Annotated in this window: 20 protein-coding genes and 1 pseudogene; 3 read left to right on the forward strand and 18 right to left on the reverse strand. The window is 40.2% G+C overall.

Going from position 1 to position 23,935, the window contains the following annotated elements; translation table 11 throughout:
• Positions 1–28 precede the first annotated feature (28 nt).
• A pseudogene (locus NFR29_RS07545) lies at positions 29–1,353 on the forward strand (FAD-containing oxidoreductase).
• A 59-nt stretch (positions 1,354–1,412) separates the two neighbouring features.
• Here NFR29_RS07545 and NFR29_RS07555 read toward each other — a convergent pair.
• Positions 1,413–1,940, reverse strand: a complete 528-nt coding sequence (locus NFR29_RS07555) for an ECF transporter S component (RefSeq protein WP_251425167.1) — start codon at positions 1,938–1,940, stop codon at positions 1,413–1,415.
• Positions 1,941–2,080: 140 nt separating this feature from the next.
• Positions 2,081–4,255, reverse strand: coding sequence for a heavy metal translocating P-type ATPase (locus NFR29_RS07560; protein ID WP_251425171.1), 2,175 nt, complete (start codon positions 4,253–4,255; stop codon positions 2,081–2,083).
• A 215-nt stretch (positions 4,256–4,470) separates the two neighbouring features.
• On the opposite strand from NFR29_RS07560, the gene NFR29_RS07565 reads away from it, so the two are divergent.
• Positions 4,471–5,103, forward strand: coding sequence for a YigZ family protein (locus tag NFR29_RS07565; RefSeq protein WP_251425174.1), 633 nt, complete (start codon positions 4,471–4,473; stop codon positions 5,101–5,103).
• On the opposite strand, the gene NFR29_RS07570 is transcribed toward NFR29_RS07565, so the two are convergent.
• A complete protein-coding gene (locus NFR29_RS07570) occupies positions 5,095–5,268 on the reverse strand; it encodes a hypothetical protein (protein WP_251425177.1) in 174 nt (57 codons plus the stop codon). The two genes, NFR29_RS07565 and NFR29_RS07570, sit on opposite strands and share 9 nt — an antisense overlap.
• A gap of 185 nt (positions 5,269–5,453) precedes the next feature.
• On the opposite strand from NFR29_RS07570, the gene NFR29_RS07575 reads away from it, so the two are divergent.
• Positions 5,454–6,344, forward strand: coding sequence for a LysR family transcriptional regulator (locus tag NFR29_RS07575; protein WP_251425179.1), 891 nt, complete (start codon positions 5,454–5,456; stop codon positions 6,342–6,344).
• A 219-nt stretch (positions 6,345–6,563) separates the two neighbouring features.
• Here NFR29_RS07575 and NFR29_RS07580 read toward each other — a convergent pair whose 3' ends face one another.
• The 15 genes from NFR29_RS07580 to NFR29_RS07650 all read right to left on the reverse strand — a co-directional run bounded on the left by NFR29_RS07580 (position 6,564) and on the right by NFR29_RS07650 (position 23,460).
• Positions 6,564–7,511 (reverse strand): dihydroorotate dehydrogenase, encoded by a 948-nt coding sequence (locus NFR29_RS07580; protein ID WP_251425182.1) that lies wholly within the window; start codon positions 7,509–7,511, stop codon positions 6,564–6,566.
• Complete coding sequence (locus tag NFR29_RS07585; RefSeq protein ID WP_251425186.1) at positions 7,511–8,278, reverse strand: dihydroorotate dehydrogenase electron transfer subunit; 768 nt, start codon at positions 8,276–8,278, stop codon at positions 7,511–7,513. The genes NFR29_RS07580 and NFR29_RS07585 overlap by 1 nt, the downstream gene beginning before the upstream one ends.
• A 93-nt stretch (positions 8,279–8,371) precedes the next feature.
• Positions 8,372–11,572, reverse strand: coding sequence for a carbamoyl-phosphate synthase large subunit (gene carB, locus NFR29_RS07590; protein ID WP_251425189.1), 3,201 nt, complete (start codon positions 11,570–11,572; stop codon positions 8,372–8,374).
• A complete protein-coding gene (gene carA, locus NFR29_RS07595) occupies positions 11,573–12,640 on the reverse strand; it encodes a glutamine-hydrolyzing carbamoyl-phosphate synthase small subunit (protein WP_251425192.1) in 1,068 nt (355 codons plus the stop codon).
• The gene (locus tag NFR29_RS07600) at positions 12,637–13,926 is read right to left on the reverse strand and encodes a dihydroorotase (RefSeq protein ID WP_251425195.1); all 1,290 of its coding nucleotides are present in this window, start codon (positions 13,924–13,926) and stop codon (positions 12,637–12,639) included. The genes carA and NFR29_RS07600 overlap by 4 nt, the downstream gene beginning before the upstream one ends.
• Entirely contained in the window at positions 13,910–14,860 is a 951-nt protein-coding gene (locus NFR29_RS07605; protein ID WP_251425198.1) for an aspartate carbamoyltransferase catalytic subunit, read from the reverse strand. Before NFR29_RS07605 ends, NFR29_RS07600 begins: the two co-directional genes overlap by 17 nt.
• 262 nt (positions 14,861–15,122) lie before the next feature.
• Entirely contained in the window at positions 15,123–16,634 is a 1,512-nt protein-coding gene (locus NFR29_RS07610) for a hypothetical protein (RefSeq protein ID WP_251425201.1), read from the reverse strand.
• 1 nt (position 16,635) lies between these two features.
• The gene (gene whiA / locus NFR29_RS07615; RefSeq protein ID WP_251425203.1) at positions 16,636–17,583 is read right to left on the reverse strand and encodes a DNA-binding protein WhiA; all 948 of its coding nucleotides are present in this window, start codon (positions 17,581–17,583) and stop codon (positions 16,636–16,638) included.
• A gap of 52 nt (positions 17,584–17,635) precedes the next feature.
• Positions 17,636–18,985, reverse strand: a complete 1,350-nt coding sequence (locus tag NFR29_RS07620; RefSeq protein WP_251425206.1) for a gluconeogenesis factor YvcK family protein — start codon at positions 18,983–18,985, stop codon at positions 17,636–17,638.
• Between the two features lie 9 nt (positions 18,986–18,994).
• On the reverse strand, positions 18,995–19,915 hold the full coding sequence (gene rapZ / locus NFR29_RS07625) for an RNase adapter RapZ (RefSeq protein ID WP_251425209.1): 921 nt from the start codon (positions 19,913–19,915) through the stop codon (positions 18,995–18,997).
• A 141-nt stretch (positions 19,916–20,056) separates the two neighbouring features.
• Positions 20,057–20,437: a type II toxin-antitoxin system HicB family antitoxin gene (locus NFR29_RS07630; RefSeq protein WP_251425212.1), complete on the reverse strand. Its 381-nt coding sequence runs from the start codon at positions 20,435–20,437 to the stop codon at positions 20,057–20,059.
• 15 nt (positions 20,438–20,452) lie between these two features.
• A complete protein-coding gene (locus NFR29_RS07635; RefSeq protein WP_251425215.1) occupies positions 20,453–20,629 on the reverse strand; it encodes a type II toxin-antitoxin system HicA family toxin in 177 nt (58 codons plus the stop codon).
• Between the two features lie 144 nt (positions 20,630–20,773).
• Positions 20,774–22,117, reverse strand: a complete 1,344-nt coding sequence (gene bioA, locus NFR29_RS07640) for an adenosylmethionine--8-amino-7-oxononanoate transaminase (protein WP_251425218.1) — start codon at positions 22,115–22,117, stop codon at positions 20,774–20,776.
• Between the two features lie 76 nt (positions 22,118–22,193).
• A complete protein-coding gene (gene bioD / locus NFR29_RS07645; RefSeq protein ID WP_251425221.1) occupies positions 22,194–22,862 on the reverse strand; it encodes a dethiobiotin synthase in 669 nt (222 codons plus the stop codon).
• Positions 22,863–22,887: 25 nt separating this feature from the next.
• Complete coding sequence (locus NFR29_RS07650; RefSeq protein ID WP_251425224.1) at positions 22,888–23,460, reverse strand: biotin transporter BioY; 573 nt, start codon at positions 23,458–23,460, stop codon at positions 22,888–22,890.
• Positions 23,461–23,935 lie beyond the last annotated feature (475 nt).

Here is a 23,935-nt window from a genome sequence, read left to right on the forward strand (position 1 = left end):
TTTCAATATGAAAGATAGGAGGTATGTAATGATTACTAAGCAATATGACATTATCATTCTTGGCTTTGGTAAAGCAGGAAAAACACTAGCCGCTAAATTGGGTGCTATAGGCAAATCTGTAGCTATGATTGAAGAGAATCCACTTATGTATGGAGGCACATGTATTAATATTGCTTGCATTCCTACTAAAACTATGATCATAGCCGCATCAAAAGGCTTATCTTACGAACAAGTATTAAATCAACGAGAAGTAGTTACCTCTCGTTTACGCAATAAAAACTTTGCAATGTTGGATACCAATCCTCATGTAGATGTTTATACTGGATATGGCGCTTTTACAAGCAATAAAGAAATTACCGTAACTGCTGGGGATGATATAATTGTATTATCTGCAGAAACGATTATTATCAATACTGGAGCCGTATCTATTAAGCCTACTATTTCAGGCATTGATACAGCTAGTGGTTTCTATAATAGTACAGAAATACAACACTTGCCAACTCAGCCAGCTACATTAGGTATCATCGGTGCTGGTCCTATTGGTTTAGAATTTGCCAGCTTATTTGCAAAAATGGGAACCAAAGTAACGGTTTTTAATATTGAACCCGCCATTCTAAAACGGGAGGAACCAATTATCCAAGAATTAGCTACTACCTATTTAACAGAACAAGGCATTACGATTCTTAATTCTGTAACCTTAGACTCTGTATCCAACAAAAATAATAAACCAGTTATTGTCGCTGATAATCAAAACTACACCTTTGATGCCGTCTTATATGCCACTGGCCGTAAACCTAATACGGAACATATAGGTCTAGAACACACAGATATTATCACTAATGACCGCGGTGCAATTGTTGTAAACGATGTATGTGAAAGTTCCGTCCCTGGCGTTTACGCTGTTGGTGATGTAAATGGTGGTCCGCAATTTACCTATATATCTCTAGATGATTTTCGCATCGTCTTTGACACATTAACAGGTAACCGCCACTATACATTAAAAGATAGAAAAAATATTCCTTATACAACATTTTTAAACCCTCCACTCTCTCGGGTAGGGTTTACAGAAAAAGAGGCCATCAATAAAGGATATACTGTAAAAACAAACGAAATGCTCGTTTCTACAATGCCTAGAGCACATGTAAACGATAATTTAAAAGGTGCTTTTAAAATCGTAGTCGACGCTGAACCGATTTAATCCTCGGTGCAACATTATACTCACAATCATCTGAAGAGTTAATTAACCTCATTAAACTAGCCATGGACAATACAATCCCATATACGTATTTCCAAAGCCAAATTTTTACACATCCTACCATGGCAGAAAATCTAAACGATCTCTGTAACTTCTAATATATACAACACAAAGGCCGTAGATGCTAAACTAAATTAGCTTCTACGGCCTTTTTATGTCAATGGTTTGTAAATAATTTCCGTACTACCTTTTGTAACTTCGGTGCCAATATAATAGCCACTACCATACCTGCTGCACTTGTCATCAAACTATATTGTATTTTGCTAGCAGCCACAGTAGCGCTTTCAAGAACAAACCACCAAGCAAAAAAATAGCCCATAGCCGTCCATATAGCACCTACTATAAGAGCGATAAGAATACGACTGATACTAACCGTACCTTTTTGAAGTGACGGCGGTAAATAACCAGCCGTCATAGTCCCTACAATAAGACCTGCTAATCCCTTTATAAAGAAAGAAAAAACAATATACTGCGTATGCCCTCCGAATAAATCGAATAAAGTAGATCCAATAGCCGCCCCTAATCCACCATAAAGACCGCCAAATAAAATAGACGTCGTAAATAATGCGGCCGATCCTAAATGAACCATAGCACCGCCAGGAATTTCGATACGAATCGTCGTTGCCACCGCACACAAGGCAGCAATAAATCCAATATACACTATATCACGCGTACTTAATTTCATCTCTTAACGCCTTTCTTACTTCAATCTATTTTATGCTAACCGGTTCTAGCCATTTATAGGAAAATTAACTAGAGGCTCAAATTATGATAAAAGATTTATCCTTTGGTGAGACTCGACTATATGCCAAACGGGGCATATCATTATAGCTTAGCTCGTTTTAAGCGTAATGCATTACTTACAACGGTAACTGAACTAAATGCCATAGCCGCACCAGCAATCATAGGATTAAGCTCGCCCAATGCCGCTAGTGGAATGCCGATGCAGTTAAAAATCAACGCCCAGAATAAGTTTTGTTTAATATTAGTCATCGTCTTTTTACTTAAGCGTACAGCTTTCACTAAGGTGTGCAAATCATTGCGCACCAATACGATGTCTGCGGATTCTACAGCAATATCGGTGCCACTGCCAATACCAAACCCAACATCTGCTGTAACGAGGGCTGGCGCATCATTAATACCGTCCCCTACCATACCTACAGTGAGGCCTTTTGCTTGCAATGCTTTTACCTTGCTTGCTTTATCTTGTGGTAATACTTCGGCAATGATATGAGAAATTCCTACTTGTTTAGCAATATAATGGGCTGTGCGCGCATTATCGCCAGTGATCATCCACACATCGATACCTTGTTGCTGTAATTCCTTCACTACTTCTGTCGTTTCAGGACGCAATTCGTCTTCTACGGCCCATAATGCCCGAATCGTACCATCTACAGCGAGCAAGGATACAGACGCACCTTGTTCTTCAAATCCTGTAATATCCGATTCCATAGGCCCAATATCATAACCTAATTCTCGCATCCAACGGCTGTGACCCAATTGAATAGATTGACCATGGTACATCGCCTCCAAGCCTTTACCAGGCACATCGACAAAGGAGTCAATAGATGCTTCTTCTCCTTTATATCCCTGATCTTCGCCATAGTACACCATCGCTTTTGCAATAGGATGGGATGTACCACTTTCAAGGGCCATCATGAGAGACATATTCTCTCTTTCATCACCCCTATAATTTGTGAAAGCTCGCACATTGAGAACACCTTGCGTCAACGTTCCTGTTTTATCCATAACGATAGCATCTAATTTACCTGCTTTCTCTAGGTATTCTGCACTTTTAATGAGGATACCATGTTCTGCACCTAAACCAGAGCCTACCATAATAGATGTTGGCGTCGCCAAACCTAATGCACAAGGACAAGCAATAACGAGTACTGCCGTCGCATTAATGAGTGCTGTATTGATACCTGCATCCATAACAAAATACCACACGAGAGCAGTCAACACAGCAAGAGCAATCACAGTAGGCACGAAATACGATGCCACTACATCAGCTACCCGTTGAATAGAGGCTTTCGACGTTTGCGCTTCTTCTACGACTTTGATAATTTGCGATAACATCGTATCGGAACCGATTCGTTTCGCTTCCATTGTGAAAGCCCCACTCAAGTTGATAGTTGCCCCAATCACTTCGGAACCTTCCGATTTTTCTACAGGCATGCTTTCACCGGTGAGCATAGCCTCATCTACGGTAGAATAGCCTTCTGTAATTATCCCATCAACAGGGATTTTTTCACCGGCCCGCACTTGGAGCACATCGCCGATGACAACTTCAGAAGTAGGAATATCTACAAATTGTCCATTCCTAAGCACATGAGCTACGGCTGGTTGCAAAGCCATCAATTTCTGCAACGCCTCCGAAGTCCGCCCTTTTGCCACTTCTTCAAGGTATTTACCTAATAAAATAAACGTAATTAGCCATGCAGATGTTTCAAAATAGATGCCAGCGGCCCCTAATTCAGGAACAAACAACCAATTATAAATACTATAACCATAAGCTACAGTAGTACCTAATACAATGAGCACATCCATAGTGAGGGCACCACTTTTTACAGCACTCCAAGCACTCTTATAGAACATAAGGCCTGGTCCAAATTGAGCGATAGTGGCTAACACGAATTCCATCCAAACTGGAAGGGCCTTAAATCCCATATGATGTAGACCCATATTAACCATCATAGGAATAGCCATCGCTGCGGCTACGACGAGACGAATGATGTGAGGTCTCAGATTAACCTTCTCAATTTCCTTCTTACTGTCATCAGACTCAGTAGCACCAAAACCAATATTTGTAACCGCTTCTATAATGCGCTCACTTTCTACATTGGCACCAGGTGCATAATCGACGCGCGCCTTACGCGTCAATAAATTAACTTTAACGGACTCTACACCGTCCACCTTAGCCACTACGTTTTCTACTCGTTTGACACAGGCTGCACAGTGCATACCTATAATATCGAATTCTTGCTTATTAATACTCATATAGCACCCCTTTATCCTTTTCTCTAGGCTTTTTATATGAATAACTACTCATATCAAAATCATATCACACATTACGCACCTGTCAATATCCTACTAAAGTAGGCAGGGATTTCAAAGGCCTTTCTCTATCTATACATCAATATATTAAATAGATTATAATTATAAATAGTATTATCAAATAGTATCATAAGAATAACAATGAGAAGGAGGTGTCCATGAAAACGGAGTTTACTACCGTACGAGAGGAGTTTCGTCACGAAACTATAGTAGAGAAATCTCGATTTATTACGACCTTATATCCTTGCAGTACGGAAGAAGATGCACAAGAATTTATTAACCGCATCAACAAAGAATTCTGGGATGCTAGTCATAATTGCACCGCCTTTGCATTAGGACCTAACCAAGAGAAGCAACGGTCTTCCGATAATGGCGAGCCATCTGGCACGGCTGGTAAACCTATGTTAGAAGTGCTCAAAAAAACTGGTATTACCAATGTAGCCGTCGTTGTAACACGATACTTTGGCGGCATCAAATTAGGGGCTGGCGGTCTTATCCGTGCTTACTCCCACGCTGTAGCCGATACACTCCAATTAGCTCCTAAAGACTTGCATACGACACGTATTCCCTTAGAAGTAACAGTAGATTATACCTTATATGGCGCTGTAGAACGGTACATTCACGATCACAACCTTCACAGTGAAAGCCAATTCAGTGAAAAAGTAGTGGTTACTATTTTATGTCCTATTGAGGAACTAGAAACAATACAAAAAGAGCTCCAAGACCTCAGTCATGGAGCTGCTATATTTGCGGAACAAGATCCTACCGAAATAGTATTACCTTTATACTAAGGAACGTAATCCTTGTTTATAGGCTTTCCGTTGTTCATGTGTCAATGGATGTGGCCATTGGTTGATTGTATCTTTTTTAGTCACTATATGGCTTTCGGCACTAACTAATTTACGACTTTCCCATTTATGTAATGCTTTTGTTAATGATACTTTTACTAAACTCATACTGAACCTCTTTCTATATACCTTACAAGAATGGTACACTGCAATTCACATCGCCATTATAAAAATTATTAATGACTTAATTTCTCTCTACGGTTATAGTATAGAAGAGAATATATCTAATGTGAAATGACTATCGTTTGTTTCGGTATAAATTTTTATTATATCTTTGTACTAATGGAGAGATTATGGACACATCGTATTATCGAAATTTTATTACCCTCGTTCAAATCGGGAATATGACCCAAGCTGCCGAGGTATTGCACATTACACAGCCAGCCCTGAGTAAGCAGTTAAAATATTTAGAAGCCGAGTTCGGAGCTCAACTTATCAATATTAAACGCGGTCAACGAGGTACTAATTTACAATTAACAGAAGCAGGAAAAATCTTCTACGCAAAAGCCCAGCAATTGTGCTCTATCGAAGAATCTACCTATAATGCAGTCAACCAATTGAACTCCCGTATTGAAGGGACATTGCGTATCGCTACATCAGCGTCCCGCTCCACACCAATGGTACAACAGTACTTACCGGCTTTCGGCATGAAATACCCATCGGTACGCTTTGAAATTTACGAAGGCCTTATGACAAACGTCGTGAACCAACTCATTAAGGGCAGCGCCGAAATTGGCATCGCTAATATTCAAATGGTAGATACTGATAAATTTGATATTATCTTAACCCAAGAAGAACACCTTTACGCCGTATTTAGAGAAGACGTATTTTGGACAGAACAAGATCACAGCACCATCACTTGGGATGATATCAAACAATGCCCTATTACTCTCTCTGGCGGGTCTGTGCGCATGATTATCCAAACCTCCCTAACTGACTTAGATCAATTAGATACGCAATCTATAACGACTACTAAAAGCTCCGCTATCGAATGGGCTTCTTCAGGTCGCACTATTGCGGTCGTACCAATGGATGAAAAAGAATTAGTAAACCACAGAAAAATGGCACGCATTAAATTACCTGAATTCTCTGGGGACTTCAAAAAAGCCTTTATTATTTTGAAAGGCCACGCCTTATCACCAGTGGCACAGCAGTTTATTGACTTCTATAAAGGTTATATTTAACCTAGTACTTACAACTATATCTACACTAATAATATTAAAAAGCCCATACTGACATTTTTTATACCACGAATCGCTAATGCTGCTAATCGAAAGGTCTATAAAATGCCAGTATAGGCTTCCTCTTATAATTGCTATAAAAATCAAAAGGCAATCATTTAGTATGTAACTAAATGATTGCCTTTTTACATATACTGTTAACTCACTACATACATCATAAAACTACTGATGTACAGCACCAACGATATCGGTAATAGAATTTAAATTGTATTGTTCTACATAATCTGCCATTTGTTTAGCAATTGTACTAATAGCATTAGGATTCACCATTGTAGCTGTGCCCACTTGTACGGCACTGGCACCTGCCATCATAAACTCGATAGCATCGGTACCAGTCATAATGCCACCAAGTCCAATAATAGGAATGTTGACACCTTTATAAACTTGATGAACCATACGAAGCGCTACAGGTTTTACAGCAGGGCCACTTAACCCTCCATAGGTATTACCTAATAGTGGTTTACGGCGATGTATATCAATAGCCATACCAAGAAGGGTATTGATGAGGCTCACCCCATTGCCACCACCGGCTTCGACAGCTTTAGCAATTTCTACAATGTCTGTTACATTGGGAGATAATTTCACAATAACAGGCTTATTCGTTACTTTCCGAACGGCCTTTGTTACCTCTTCCACAACCTTTGGATCTACCCCAAAAGCCATCCCTTCACATTCTACATTAGGACACGACACATTTACTTCGATACCAGCAATACCATCTACTGATAATGTTTCTGCCATCCATGCAAATTCTGCTACCGATCCTGCTGATACATTCGCCAACAATGGAACGTCGTATTTCATCAAACCTGGCAATACATGTCCTACAAAATGCTCCGCCCCTGGATTTTCAAGACCAATACAGTTCAGTACACCTGACGGGGTTTCTGCAATGCGTGTTCCCGGATTTCCATGTCTGCCTTTTGGTGTTAATCCTTTTACAGAAATAGCGCCTACTTCATTGCTAAGGTCTATATAGCCTTTATATTCAGGACCATTCCCAAATGTGCCGGATGCAGCAATGATAGGATTCTTCATAGCAATACCGCAATAATTAACAGCCAATTTAGGGTTTGGCATAACGGTGTTATTTAAATCGCGTTCACTCATTAAAAGAACACCTCCTCTGCAGGGAATACGGGACCATCAGTACACACTTTGTAACGTTTGTTGTTTGCACCATCACAAGAGCACCCTAAACAGCCACCTGTACCACAACCCATTCGTTCTTCTAAAGATACTTGGCAAGGTACACCATGTTCTTGAGCTACTGTTGCCACGCCTTTCATCATCGGTGTAGGGCCACAAGTCATAACGGAAGTGAAATCATTCTCTTGCAATAATGCAGGCATAATAGCAGTAGGGAACCCTTGCGTCCCTACGCTACCATCGTCAGTGGTAATATGAACCTTTACAGATGTATCTTTAAATAAATCAGCCCAGAAGGTTTCCGATTCATTTCTAAAACCTAATATAACTTGTGCTGCTTCTCCTTCTTGTAAGTGTGACGCAATGCACAACATAGGGGCAATACCTACACCACCGCCAACGAGGAGCATATTAGGGGTCGTTTGGAACGGTTCCCCTAATGGTCCTAAACAATCGAGTGTATCACCGGCTACGAGATGGGTCATTAATTCCGTGCCAGCTCCTACAACGCGATATAACAAAGTAATAGTACCTTTTTCCGCATCAAATCCAGCATAGCTTATAGGGCGACGCAGTAATGGGGCGCTATTATTGGTAACACGAACATTACAAAATTGCCCTACTTTGGCTTCTGCTGCTTGTTTTAGTGCATATACGTCAATGAGCCATACATCAGATCCAATTTGGACATTACGAATAACTTTGCCCATTTCTACATAACCACTCATGTTATTACTCCTATACAACAATCTGCCATTGATACCAATGGCAGATTGTTTTCACAGAATTACAAAACTACGTATTCAAAATAGTACTTGTAATTACTCTAATTCAAAATCTTGTAATGCTTCTACGGTGTAATTTGCATTATCTTTACGACTCGCTACAACACGCAATACTTCTCTTGCTGTATCAAGGCTCGTTAAACAAGGTGTACCCATTTCTACAGCGAGACGACGCAATTGGAACCCTTCCCGTTCAGGACGCTTGCCAGCTGTCAATGTATTTAACACCAAATCAACTTTATCTTGACGAATGTGATCAGCACAGTTATCCTCACCTTCAGAGATTTTGTTAACCACTGTGCAATCGACGCCGTGTTCTTTAAAGTATTTACCAGTACCACCTGTAGCTTCGATACGATAACCAAGTTCAATAAAGCCTTTGGCCAATTGGCTCGCTTCTTCTTTATCCCGGTCCGCTACTGTCATAAGGATAGTGCCCGCTTCTGGAATGCGCATGTTAGCGCCATTGATCGCTTTAAATAGAGCTTCCGAATAGGTGCGGCCAATGCCCATAACTTCGCCAGTGGATTTCATTTCAGGGCCGAGAGCAATTTCTACGAGACCCATTTTAGAAAACGAGAACACTGGCGCTTTAACAGCTACATATGGTTTATTTGGTACTAAACCTAATGGTAATCCTAAGTCTTGTAAGCTTTCACCAAGAGCAATGCGCGTTGCACATTCAACCATATTGATACCTGTTACTTTGGAAATAAACGGTACTGTACGGCTAGAACGAGGGTTTACTTCGATAACGTGAAGTTCCCCATCAGCTACGATGTACTGAATATTAAGTACACCTTTTACATTCAAACCTATTGCAATACGACGTGTATAATCAACGATTTGATCTACTAGTTCTTGGCTCAAGTGTTGTGCTGGATATACCGCCATGGAGTCGCCAGAATGAACACCGGCCCGCTCAATTTGCTCCATAATGCCAGGAATACATACGTCAGTACCGTCAGAAATAGCGTCTACTTCTACTTCCATACCAACCATATAACGGTCGATCAATACTGGATGTTCTTTGGACGCTACAACGGCTTCTTTCATATATACGTCTAATTCTTTATCGTTATATACGATTTCCATAGCGCGACCACCAAGAACATAGGAAGGCCGTACAATTAATGGATACTTAAGATTTTTTGCCGCTTCTAATGCTTCTTTGTCAGATGTAACGAGAGCCCCTACTGGACGAGGAATCCCCAGCTCTGCTAAAAGTGCATCAAAGCGTTCTCTATCTTCTGCCATATCGATACTATCTACAGAAGTGCCAAGGATTTTTACACCACGCTCTGCTAATGGACCAGCTAAATTAATCGCCGTTTGTCCACCAAACTGAGCGATAACGCCAGTTGGTTTTTCTTTTTCAATGATTTCCATAACATCGTCTACTGTTAATGGTTCAAAGTAGAGGGAATCGGAAATGTCAAAATCTGTAGACACCGTTTCAGGATTGTTATTAATCATAATCGACTGATAGCCAGCTTTACGAAGTGCCCAAGAAGAATGTACAGAGCAGTAATCAAATTCAACACCTTGACCGATACGGATTGGTCCAGAGCCGAGAACGACAACAGATTTGTCACCCAGTGGACGCACTTCGTCTTCTGTTGCATAAGCGCTATAGTAATATGGCGTTTGAGATTCAAATTCTGCAGCACAAGTATCTACGTATTTGTAAGTAGGAACAATATTCCACTCTTTGCGTTTTGCTTTTACCTCTTCTACCGTAGTACCAGCATAACGAGCTACTACAGAGTCAGTCATAGAATAGCGTTTTGCACGACGCAACACATCTTCTGTTACGCCATGTACAGCCAATTCTTGTTCTACTGTAACGATATTTTTGATTTTTTCTAAGAAGAATGGATCAATTTTCGTAATGTAGTGGATTTTCTCTACACTAATGCCTTTACGCAATGCTTCCGCAACGACGTAAATACGCTCATCATCTACCAAATGCAAGCGTTCAATTAATTGCTCCATGGACTCGTGGCTAATTTTCTTAAGTTCAATATGATCTAAGCCGATTTCAAGAGAGCGAATGGCTTTCAACAAAGAGCCTTCTAAAGTACGGTCAATAGCCATAACTTCGCCAGTCGCTTTCATTTGCGTGCCTAATGTACGATCAGCAAGGTTGAATTTCTCAAACGGCCAGCGCGGGAATTTTGTCACTACATAATCTAATGTCGGTTCGAAACAAGCTTTTGTTTCTCCTGTTACAGCATTGGTAATTTGATCTAATGTCATACCTACCGCAACTTTTGCTGCCACTTTAGCAATAGGATATCCCGTCGCTTTCGATGCCAACGCCGAAGAACGAGATACGCGAGGGTTTACTTCAATAACGATATATTCATTGCTATTTGGATTCAACGCATATTGTACGTTACAGCCACCTTCAATTTTAAGGTATCGAATAATATCTACCGATGCAGTGCGCAACATTTGGTATTGAATATCATTTAGCGTTTGGCTTGGCGCCACTACAATGGAATCACCTGTATGAACGCCTACTGGGTCGATATTTTCCATATTACATACGATGATACAGTTATCAGCACTATCGCGCATTACTTCATATTCGATTTCTTTCCAACCAGCTACAGAACGTTCTGCCAAAATTTGATGAATTGGTGAAAGCTTCAATCCGCGACGAGTAATTTCATACATTTCATCTTCGTTATGAGCAATACCACCACCAGTACCGCCCAATGTATAGGCTGGGCGGATAATAACAGGGTAGCCGATGCGATTTGCAAAAGCTACGGCTTCTTCTAAGTCATTAAAAATATCCGATTCTGGTACAGGTTGGTTAATTTCTTTCATCGCCTCTTTAAACAATTCACGGTCTTCCGCTTGTTTAATAGCTTCTAACGTTGTACCTAAGAGTTGTACGCCGTATTCTTCTAAAATCCCCGCTTCCGATAATTGCACCGCCATATTAAGACCTACTTGACCGCCTAAAGTAGCGAGCAAGCCCCAAGGACGTTCTTTTTTTATGACTTCTGTAACGAATTCAAGACTGATTGGTTCTACGTATACACGATCCGCAATATCCGTGTCTGTCATAATCGTAGCCGGGTTAGAGTTTACCAATACGACTTGATAACCTTCTTCACGAAGGGAACGACATGCTTGTGTACCAGCATAGTCAAACTCGGCTGCTTGGCCGATAATAATTGGACCCGAACCAATTACGAGTACTTTTTTTGCTTCTGCGGTCATTTATTTTCCCTTTCTCATCAATGCTTCAAATTCGTTAAATAAATATAAATTATCAGTTGGTCCTGGGGACGCTTCTGGATGATATTGTACAGAGAAGATTGGCAATGTTTTATGTTTCATACCTTCTACCGTACCATCATTAACACTACGGTGTGTCACTTCTACATCATCAGGCAATGTGGTGTCATCAACAGCGTAACCGTGATTTTGAGATGTAATATAGACGCGACCTGTGCGAAGATCTTGTACTGGATGGTTGGATCCACGATGACCAAATTTTAATTTGAAAGTAGCCCCACCATAGGCTTGTGCCAATACTTGATGGCCCATACAAATACCAAAAATCGGCTTTTTACCAAATAATTGTTTCACTTCTTCGACGGCGTAGCCAAGATCTTTTGGATCTCCAGGTCCATTAGATAAGAAAATACCATCTGGATTGACTTCCAAAATTTCTTCCGCTTTGGAATCCGCTGGAAATACGGTTAAACGGCAATTAGCAGCCTCTAAAGAACGAAGAATGCTTTCTTTCACGCCAAAGTCCATAACTGCTACATGGAACTCTGCGTTTTTATCGCCTCTCATACCTTTCCATTTCGTTGTAACACGCATAACTTGGTCTGTAGGCAACTCTTGTTTGAATAGTTGCTGAATATCTTCCATAGGGAAATCAGCACGAACGATAACGCCTTTCATAACCCCATGATTGCGCAATGTACGAGTAATAGCGCGCGTATCTACATCATAAAGGCAAGGAATTCCATGAAGGCGAAGGTATTCACTAAATAACCCCTCATTTTGCCAATTGCTTGGAAAGTCGCATAACTCACCAACAATCATGCCTTTAGCATATGGTTTTGGACCTTGTGTAATGGAACTCAATGTACCATAGTTACCAATCAATGGATATGTTAATGTAATGATTTGATCTGCATAGGATGGATCTGTCAAAATTTCTTGATAGCCAGTCATACCTGTATTAAATACGACTTCCCCTACTGTTGGGGCTCCACCCAATAAGGACCCTTCAAATACGGAACCATCTTCTAGTACTAATTTGCCTTTCATCGTAGGACTACGCCCTCCTTCATAACGATTTCACCGTCTACAACGGTTAATTTTGCCTTCCCTGTAACAGTCATACCATCAAAAGGACTCACCTTGCCTTTTGTGTAGAACTGATTCCTATCTACTGTCCACTCTTCTGTAGTACTAAACACGGTAATATCAGCCGCTTTACCTACTTCTAAGACACCTGCATCTAAACGCATCAATTCAGCAGGACGCGTACTCATATGGTACACCACTTGATCAATGGACAATTTACCTTCTCCATAGGCATTCGTAATGACTGCTGCTAAAGATGTTTCAAGACCGCTGAACCCGTTCGGCGCACAGCAGAACTCTTGGTCTTTTTCTTCAAATGCATGTGGCGCATGGTCTGTAATAATAGCGTCAATTGTACCGTCTAACAAACCTTCGATTAATGCTTGGCGATGATCTTCCGAACGAATAGGAGGAGCCATTTTAAAAGCCGGATTATAATCTCTCAAATATTCATCGGTAAAGGATAAATGTTGGCTCGTTACTTCGCACGTTACATTGAGACCTTTTGCTTTCGCTGCACGTACCATGTCAACTGTATTCTTACTACTTACATGAGCGATGTGAATATGACCGCCTGTCATTTCAGCTAACATAATATCACGAGCTACTGCCATATCTTCTGCTACGGCAGGTCGACCGATAACGCCCATTTCATAAGATACGATGCCTTCATGCATATGACCATTTTTACAAAGTGTTACATCTTCCGCATGGTCGATAACCATTTTATTGAACATAGACGAATATTCAAGAGCCCGACGCATGAAAGCAGCACTTTCTACATAGTGACCGTCATCGGAGAAAGCCACTACACCAGCCTCGGCCATATCACCTAATTCAGCTAATTCTTTACCTTCCAAGCCTTTTGATACGGCGCCAATAAATTCGACTTTTACAACGCCTGTCAATTCTGCTTGTTTTCTAAGACCGCGTACGAGTGGCGCATTGTCTACAACTGGTGTCGTATTAGCCATCGTTACCACCCGCGTAAAGCCACCGGCAGCGGCAGCTTGTGTACCAGAATGGAAATCTTCTTTCGCTTCTTGTCCCGGTTCGCGTAAATGTGTATGAATGTCAATGAGACCAGGCGCTACGATAAGTCCTGTAGCATCGTATACTTCGACACCATTGGCTTCTAAATTTTGGCCTATGGCTGCAATTTTGCCGTTTTCAATGAGTACATCTGCAATTTCATGTTGTTGTTTTGCCGGATTCACTACCGTACCGTTTTTAATTAGCAAGCTCACTACCGTCACCTCCATGAATTGTTAAGTATAATACGGCCATACGTACAGCTACACCATTTCGTACTTGTTCTTGGATAACCGATTGATCCCAGTACGCTACGTCCGGAGAAATTTCAAGGCCTCGGTTCATTGGGCCTGGATGCATTACCATTACATCGTCTTTAGCAAGACTTAAGACATCTTTATTGATACCGAAAATTCGAGCATATTCACGATTTGTCGGATATAGAGCAGAATGAATACGCTCTAATTGGATACGCAATACATTGACCACATCTGCATCTTTTACAGCTTCTCGTACATCGTGGTGAACAGTAACACCTAATTTCTCAAGTTCTGGATACACCATAGTACGAGGACCGGCTAAATGAACGTCAGCCCCCATTTTAGTGAGACCGTAAATATTGGAACGAGCTACGCGACTATGCATAATATCACCAACGATGACGATTTTTTTACCTTCAATGGATCCTTTTTGCTCGATAATAGAATACATATCAAGCAAAGCCTGCGTTGGATGCTCATGAGCACCGTCACCAGCATTGATGATGATAGGATCAACTGCTTTTGTAGCATACAATGGTGCCCCTTCTGCGCTATGACGCATAACGATGGCATCAGTTCCCATATAGGATAATGTTAGCAATGTGTCTCGGAAACTTTCACCTTTCCCCATGGAAGAGCCACTTGGCGAAATATTAATAACATCAGCGCCTAAATACTTGCCAGCCAACTCAAAGGAGCTGCGCGTCCGCGTACTAGGTTCCATGAATAGATTGATAATAGCTTTACCTTTTAAATAAGGAATTTTCTTGTCATCAGACAATACAACCTGTTTCATTTTTTTCGCTACATCAAGAATCAATTTAATTTCTTCTGGTGTAGCTTGTTGCAAACCTAGCAAATGTTTGCCATGTAAGCTCACTTGTCCCATCATTGCCTCCTATTACTATTACTATTACTGGTGCTATTAATAAAAAACGACCTTCTACCAAGAGGCAAAAGGTCGATAGTTACACAAAGATACCCTTACGGGCAGACTTCAACTATATTCCTTTCTTAGCCTCTCTGGACCAAATTAAAAGGTGTTGTGTAATGCAGCGGTCTCTCGTACCACTTCTATGCATTATTTCTTTATTTATTGTACTGAATTCACTAGTGAAAGTCAATGTAAAAGGACGAAAAATCCCATCCTTTTACAATTGTTTTTCTAACTCTTTATAAGCCACTACTTCGCGATCCCACGCATGACGCGCCTCCATAACTTGTTGCTGAGCACCATCATATTCGCGCGTTCGTTTTTCCACTAATAAGCGAGCTTTTTCTACTTTACGAGCTGCCGAAGATACTTCATCCGAACCTTTTCCGTTTGCTTTAGCTGCCGCCGCTCTATAATCGGCATTTGCTTTTTCAAGAGCTACTTTCGCTTCTTCCAAAGCAGCACTTGCTTTATCCCGTGTTTTTTCTCTAGACAAGGCGATTTTTTCTGTAGCCGCTACGGCCTTCGCTTTTTTCTCTAACTCTTTTTTCGCCTCTTTCGCCAAAACTTTACGACCAGCTTCTGTCATTTTTAATTTCTCTGTATATTGCGGATTTGCTAAGGCTTCTGGAATTAATAAGAAACGAATTGGCAAATTCGACGCCCCTGCAGGCATAAAATTAATTGTTAATGTATCTCCACCATTATAGCTACCAATATGACGATTATCCATAATCGTATTGTGACCTAACACTCGAATACCATCTTCACCACCAACATGGTAAGTTACACTTTCACCAGGGTCTTGTTGCCAACGACGTTGAGATTTCACAGTGAACGAACCGGAATAAGCGCCACCCATAGGATTTAAATAGAGACGGAATGGATCTGCTCCTGCTGTAGGAATCGTGAGAGTATAGGAAATACCATAGTTACCAACATCTTTTACATAGGCGTTTTGATCGAGTTCGTCCACGCCTTCTACAAATGGATCTTCTCGGTCATTACCAATTTCCACATAGGCGCCGCCTAACATGGAATTATATTCTTGAGGCACCGCCATGACCCGCTCAGCACCGGTAAAAGTACCACGCAAACGAACGTGATCGATAGGGAGATTTTTAACCCAATGGGATGCTTCTACAGAGTTAAGCCCCATAGGAATCATCATAACACGAGTAAATACAGGCGCCGTCGTGTTTAAATCAACGATACCTGTAAACAACTCATCTTTTAATACTGGCGTTTCTTCTAAATCATCAAATACAATATGTCGACTGTGAGGCTCCATCGTAAAGGAGTAGAGCGGTTTATCTGTCAAAGGTTGCTCTAAATCTTTGCGGGACAAATCTCTACCAGCTACGAAATAATCTGATGTAGACACAGATTTTAATTCCCGATATACAGTAATCGTATTAGGCTCATCAGAAGTATTTTCTAAGACGATAGCAATTTTATGAGGATCCGCCATTTCATTAACATGGTAGAAATAAACCCGCCCTTTGCCGTTCATCGTGCCTGCACTCAATACACCGCCTACAGGGCCTACATATTCAGGGCTATCGGATAATAGCAATGTATCCTTCTGCGATATTAATGTCGCTGGCATAGCCGTAAAACCATAATAGCCAACCTTCTGCAAATCTATGTCTGTATTACTAGCATGAGCAGACACGAGGCCTAATGCCGTAAAAATAGATGCTAATTTATATAATTTCTTAAAAAACATATTAAACCTCTTCTAGTCCCAATGGATCAAAGGTGAGAGCCATAGATTCAATTTTTTTCAACCGATGGCCAATACCCGATTTAGATAAAGTGCCTTCCATCAGTTCTTCTAATTCTTTTAAACTCGCTTCTGGATGTTCCCACCGCAAGCGAGCAACAATACGCAACTTTTCTGGCAGTTTTTCAATACCCATATGTTCATCTACAATGCGGATGGCCTTTACTTGGCGCACCGCAGCATTGACAGTTTTTTGTAAATTTGCCGTTTCACAATTGACTTGACGATTAATTTGGTTCCGCACTGTTTTCATAATTCGTACATTTTCAAATTCCATCAACGCCGATTGGGCCCCCATAATTTGCAAGCAATTCGTTACGGCATCCCCTTCTTTGAGGTACACTACAAATTCTTCTTTTCGCTCCGTTAAACCAGCGTGAATGTGGAATAATTTCAACACATGTACAATTTCTCGAGCGAAATGTTCATTACCAGTCATAAATTCTAAATGGTAATCACTTTGCGGTTTATTCACAGAACCACCGCCTAAAAAGGCGCCTCGCAAGAAAGCACGACGTGCTTCCATCGACGAAAGCCATGGCCGCGGCAACTGCTCTGTTACAGGCCATAATGCTAAATCTTCTAATACGGATCGTCCTTCTTGGGAGGGATCGACAGACAAAGTGTACATATTCTTTTTCCGCAAATTGAGACCTTGCCGCACCATCACGTGAGTAGGCAATGCATATTGTTTTTTTAGAATGCCTAACAAACGGCGAGCCACCGCATTATTCGCGGTGGCTAACCGAATACCAATGGCTCCATTCATGCCTAGCAACAAAGAACCTCCCATGCGCAGCAAACAAGATGCTTCAATTTTCATAGCCAAGTCGGCATCTTTTTCTGGCTCATAGGAACATAGTTCATTTTTCACATCTTCTGCAAACGACATAGGAACCTCCTTTCATGTAATGATCAATACAATAAACCACTTAACAGTCAATTTAATGGTCGCTTCGTTGCAAATAATATTCTAACACGCGCGGTTCCATATCGGACTTCATAGCATATACGATGTCCATAATAACTTTGCCAAGCCGTACTGGATCGTGAACAGCTGGTTTTTCAGAATTAATCAAGGTAGCGCGAACGGTGCGAATACCCATTTCTTTTAATCGTTTCGAGTCAATGGCTACTGGCTCAGAACCGACAGCGCTATATTGTTCTACCATTTGAATTGGCAATGGCCCATCATTGGCAAGGACCGTATCAATAATGCCAGCCCCACTATGATCAATAATGGCTTGTACATGATCGGCCAAGGAATAACCAGACGTTTCCCCTGGTTGGGTCATCACATTAGCAATATAAAGCTTGTTAGCTTTGCTCGCCCGTACATGGTCAGCAATCTTATCGGTCAACAGATTAGGAATGATACTCGTATATAAACTACCAGGACCTAAAATGATAACGTCCGCTTCGTCGATAGCGCGCAATGCTGCCCCTTCTGGTTTTGGACTTTCAGGGGTGCTAAACACACGGCGAATCTGTTTCCCGCTATTAGGAATATTACTTTCACCATCTACGATAGAACCATCAGTCATTTCTGCACTTAAATTGATAAACTCTGTAGAGGACGGAATGACACGACCGCGGACACGCAACAATTTACTAGCCGCTTCGAGGGCTTCATGAATATCGCCATCGTATACTTGCGCCAAAGCCGTAATAAAGAGATTACCGAAACTATGACCAGATAATTCATTGTTTCCATCAAAGCGATAGCGGAACAAATTCTCCATATCCCCCTCTTGTTCAGCGAGGGCAATCAAACAGTTTCGCAAATCACCAGGAGCAATCATTTGAAAGTCCTCTCTAAGGCGTCCCGAAGAGCCTCCGTCGTCAGCCACCGTTACGATAGCCGACAAATTAGACGTATGGGCTTTCAACCCTCTTAGCAAATTTGATAAACCCGTACCGCCACCGATAACGACAATTTTGGGACCTTTGTCGAGACGAATATTTTGGAAAATAATATCTGATACTTTGCTAGATGGATCAGGCAACACAGCACGGATAATCGTTTTAATAACCTTGCTCGTACCGATGAGCATTAAAATGCCCCCTAAGGCAATGAGTAATAATCCAATCGCAGTGAGCACAGTATAATTATAAAATCCCGTTAGCGTATACGAATAAGCTAACACAATATCTTCAATAGCAGATAACCATTGATAGTTGAAAAGCAAGGAAATACCAATGATCAATAGGCCTACACCTAAACTGAACAAGGTGAGCCATCGTTTTATATTAAGTCCCGGTATTAACCACCGAAACCAACGTTTTCGAAACATACTATCACCTTATTGTTCATCACACGCAGATATCACTTGGTGTGGATTGAAATCCTCTTCTACATTATTTTTCATCATATCTCGGTGTTCAATAGATACACGGTATCCTTTTTCTGAAAGATGCGCATATAGCGCTTCTGCCATGGCTACAGAACGATGCATACCACCCGTACAACCGACAGCGACGATAAACTGCGACTTCCCTTCTTGCTCATAATTTGGTACGAGAAAATCGATAGTATCGAAATAGCGTCGTTTAAACTCTTCCGTTACATCAAAGGAATGAATATATTCATTAACTTCTTTAACGCGACCAGTTTTATGGCGGTATTCGGGAATGTAGAAAGGGTTTGGCAAAAATCGTACATCCCAAACCATATCGGCATCGAGAGGTAATCCATATTTAAAACCAAAACTCACGACAGTAATCGCCATGCCTTGTTTTTGACCGACTTGAGCAAAACGCTCTTTTAAATAGTCTTTTAAGGCTGCCGTTTTCATATTAGTCGTGTCAATAATGAAATCTGCTTTATGTCGCACCGAATCAAGGATTGCACGCTCCTGTTTCAAGCCAGAAGTAATACGACCATTCGGAGCCAATGGATGACTGCGTCGCGTCTCTTTATAACGGCGAATCAATGTTTCATCAGTGGCATCCATAAATACGATTTCATAATCCACTTTCATTTCTTTTAAATTATCAAGAGATGTAGATAAGGCTTCGAAAAATTCACCGCCCCGAATATCTACCACGAGGGCTACTCTGTTCGTACGTTCCCCACCTTGGCGACAAATCTCGCTCAATTTAGGAATCAACACAGGTGGAATATTATCGATGCAAAGATATCCCATATCTTCTAACGCTTGTAGAACTTGTGTTTTACCGGCACCAGACATACCTGTAACTATTAGTAAACGAAATGCTTCCATAGGCGTACTCCATTACTTCACATAATTATATCGTATTCTTTATTATACCATTTTTAGGTATATATAAATAGCTTCCTAAAAGGCATGAAAAAAGGCCCGACTTTTGTAAGTCAGACCATTTCTTCAAAGAATTTTTTTCGTTTACATAGTCAACTTTTTAATCAACGCTTCTTGTAAAATTTGCGAAAAATTCAAATGTTCACTTAGTGCTCGATCATTCAACCATTGCGGTATGGTTAATGTCTTTTTTACTGATGTACAATGTTTAGCCAAATCAATATTAGATTGCACTAATGTTGTAAAAGAATCCGTATCGGTAGTTAACGCTTGAATATTACTAGGCTGAGGAATCTGTTCACCAGTTTCCAACAAATGCAACAACGTTAATTCCATACTTTCAACAGCATTAGTCATGACCTCTTCAATAGTATCACCTTGTGTATATGTATCTGGCAAATCGGGGAATTCCAACCAATATCCGTCATCTTCATAATGAACAATAGCGGGATAAATATATACCATATAGACCTCCCTTACTTAACGTAAACCAGCCCTTTTTAAAATACTTAATTCAAGTCCCTTTTTCATATCTTTCCTATGCACTGGCAAAGATATATGTTTAGAACCTTTAACTACAATGATATGACTACCTTTTTGGCGGCTAATAGACCATCCATTTTGAAGAAGAAGCTTTAATAATTCTCTATCCTTCATAGTATTCTCCCATAATTATAACACGTGTATACGTATTGTCAATTATTATAGCTCCTTTTATTTAAACTCTGCTATTCTTTATTTCGACTATAAGCCGCTCAATTCCTTGTTTCCCTCCTACACTCTCAATCTTATAAATCTATTTCACCCTCCCAATACATCTTCTACAGCTGCCTTACAGAGCACAATAGCTTTATCAAGAGTATCTTTATCTATATTCAATGGCGGATTAAAATAGATGACATCGCCAATGGGGCGCAATACAAGTCCTCGGTCCATAGCTTTTCTAAATATATGCCACCCAATCCGTTGTTCAGCAGGAAAAGCGTCCTTCGTTTGCTTATCTTTTACAAGCTCGATGGCATGAACGAGTCCAATATGACGGATTTCCCCCACATGTGTATGATGGCCTAATGCTTCGTTCAATTTCTCTGTTAGATAGTCAGCTGTATGTTGTGCTTGTTCAAGGATTTTATCTCTTTTTAAAATCTTAATAACCGCCGTAGCTACACTAGCTGCCAAGGGATTACCTGCATAGGTATGACTATGAACAAATGCCTTATGGGTGCCATAATCATCATAAAAAGCATTATAAATTTCCTCTGTAGTACATACGATGGCCATTGGCAAATATCCACCAGTCAAGCCTTTCGAAGTACACAAAATATCTGGACACACACCAGCATGTTCAATAGCAAACATTGTACCAGTACGACCGAAGCCTGCCGCAATTTCATCATCAATGAGAAGCACACCATATTGATCCGCCAACGCTCTCAAACGACGCAAATATTCTGGCGGATAGATGCGCATGCCAGCCGCACCTTGCAATATAGGCTCAACAATAACAGCTACCGTTTCATGCCCATACGTTTCAAAAGCTTTTTCTGCACTTTCAAAACATTCACAATCACAAGTATCACGAATTTTCCCATAGGAGCAACGATAACAATCTAATCCATCAAAATGAATATTCTCCATCATCATAGGCTTGAACAATTGCGCATACAAATCCATACTACCTACGGAAAGAGCACCTATCGTTTCTCCATGATAGGATTCGGATAAACACATAAATAAGTGACGCTGCGTTTCTCCTTTTTGATGCTGATATTGAAAGCTCATTTTCAGGGCACACTCTACGGAACTAGAACCATTATCACAAAAATTGAATTTTGTTAATCCTTTCGGTACAAGCGTGGCTAATTCTTGACACAATTCAATGGCTGGTTTATGTGTAAAATTAGCAAAAATCACATGCTCCAAAGCATCTACTTGTTTCTTAAGGGCTTCATTAATTTCAGGATGACAATGCCCTAATAAATTACACCACCAAGAACTAATGATATCAATATATTCTTTTCCATTTTCATCGTATAGAAATGGACCATTTGCATAATCGATGAACACAGGGGGAAACACTTCAGCGTCTTTCATTTGTTGGGCTGGATGCCAAATATATTTTTGATCTTCTTCTATATAATTCATAATACATCCTTTGTATAATCCTCTTATTCTTTTATAGAAATCTTATTCTACATGTCTATGTTAATGTTCTTTCTTATCATTCATACAAACCAATCAAAACATTAGGATCTATATTAATCATGTCATCACCATCACAGACCGTAGCAATGACAGGAATATGAGTAAGACGTTCAATGATACGAATATTATCTTTCTCCATCAAACTCCCTGTGTAATGATTTAGAATAATTCCTTTTACAGGTAAATTCTTTTCTTTCATATAATGTGCGGTCAGTACTGTATGATTAATAGTTCCTAGACCTGCATGACTAACAATAAGAGATGGTAACGCAAACCAATGAACAATATCTTCCAGTAAATAAAAGGCTTTATCATCATCACGTAAAGGACAAACGATGCCACCAGAACCTTCTACTGTAACAAATGGATACGCCTCTGACACTCGATGCCAAGCTTTCATAATAACATCTTTTTCTACAGGATTTCCTTCCCACTTAGCTGCTAAATGAGGTGATACAGGATGCTCATATAGATATGATAACAACATATCTTCTGGTTCACCCATGTGTGCGATATTGTTAACGTATCCACCATCACTAGTAGCTACGGATGAAGCACCACTAACAGCAACCTTATAATAACCTACATCATATCCGTGCATGCGTAATGTTTTAATGATCAATGCAGTTATATAGGTCTTACCAATATCTGTACCTGTTCCTGTAATAAAAATACCTTTACTCACCACTAAATCAGTCCTTTCTAGCTACTTATTTCCGAACTAATGGTAATAATCGTTTCCCTAACAATGCAGCAACAATGACCAATACAATATCGCCAGGGATAATTAAAAGAAAACAATACAGAAATAATGCATACAATCCTATAGGCGTACCAAGATATAAATCATTAATCATATATACATAAACCATACCACATATATAGACAATAGCCAGTCCTACAAAACTAGCCATAATCAGTCTCGCTAAAGAAGGCATCTTACTACTATGCGCAATGCGTCCTGTTGCATAAGCGCCACCAATGAATCCTAATAAATAACCAAAAGAAGGTTGCAAAATATAGGATGGTCCACCACCTTGAGTAAACACAGGTACACCAATAAGGCCTAATAAGACATATAAAGAAACTGCCATAGCGCCACGTTTTCCACCTAATAGCAAACCTGCTAATGTGGTGAATAAAACCTGTAACGTAAAGGGGACATAAGGAATTGGCACACGTATATAGGCACCTACTGTTATGAGCACTGCAAAGAGCGCAAACAAAACTAAATCATGTGTTGTAAGACGAGTTTCTGTGGTACTTCGTGACATACTGGACATAAAGATCCTCCTTATCGAATGATACATGGCATACGTTTGCTAACATATAACAGCCATTATTGTTAACTACCTCTATATCTTGATAGTAACATAGTTCTCATTTTACGTAAACCACTTTAATTATTAGAGTTAACATTTTTAGAGATAGATTATATATGTATCAGCATAGAAATACTAAACGATTTTAGCTTATAAATATCTCCATGCAGCTATTATTTCAAAACATACACGTTCTATTTTAAATAAAAGTGAACTTAATAAAAAAAGCAATTTGCATAAAATGCAAATTGCAAATAAAATACCGCACATAACGATTTTCTTATATCTATTTATTTTCTAGTCTCTTATACAATTCTTTATTTTGCTCAAAAATTTCTGCTCATAGAAACACAAAAAAGAGGTTCTATAATAAATGTTGGGGTGTCACCATCAAGGTGGCACAACCAACATTATTTTTTTGCAAAAAAAATAAGCA

The organism is Veillonella agrestimuris, from assembly GCF_943193065.1.
Taxonomy (GTDB): Bacteria; Bacillota; Negativicutes; order Veillonellales; family Veillonellaceae; genus Veillonella; species Veillonella agrestimuris.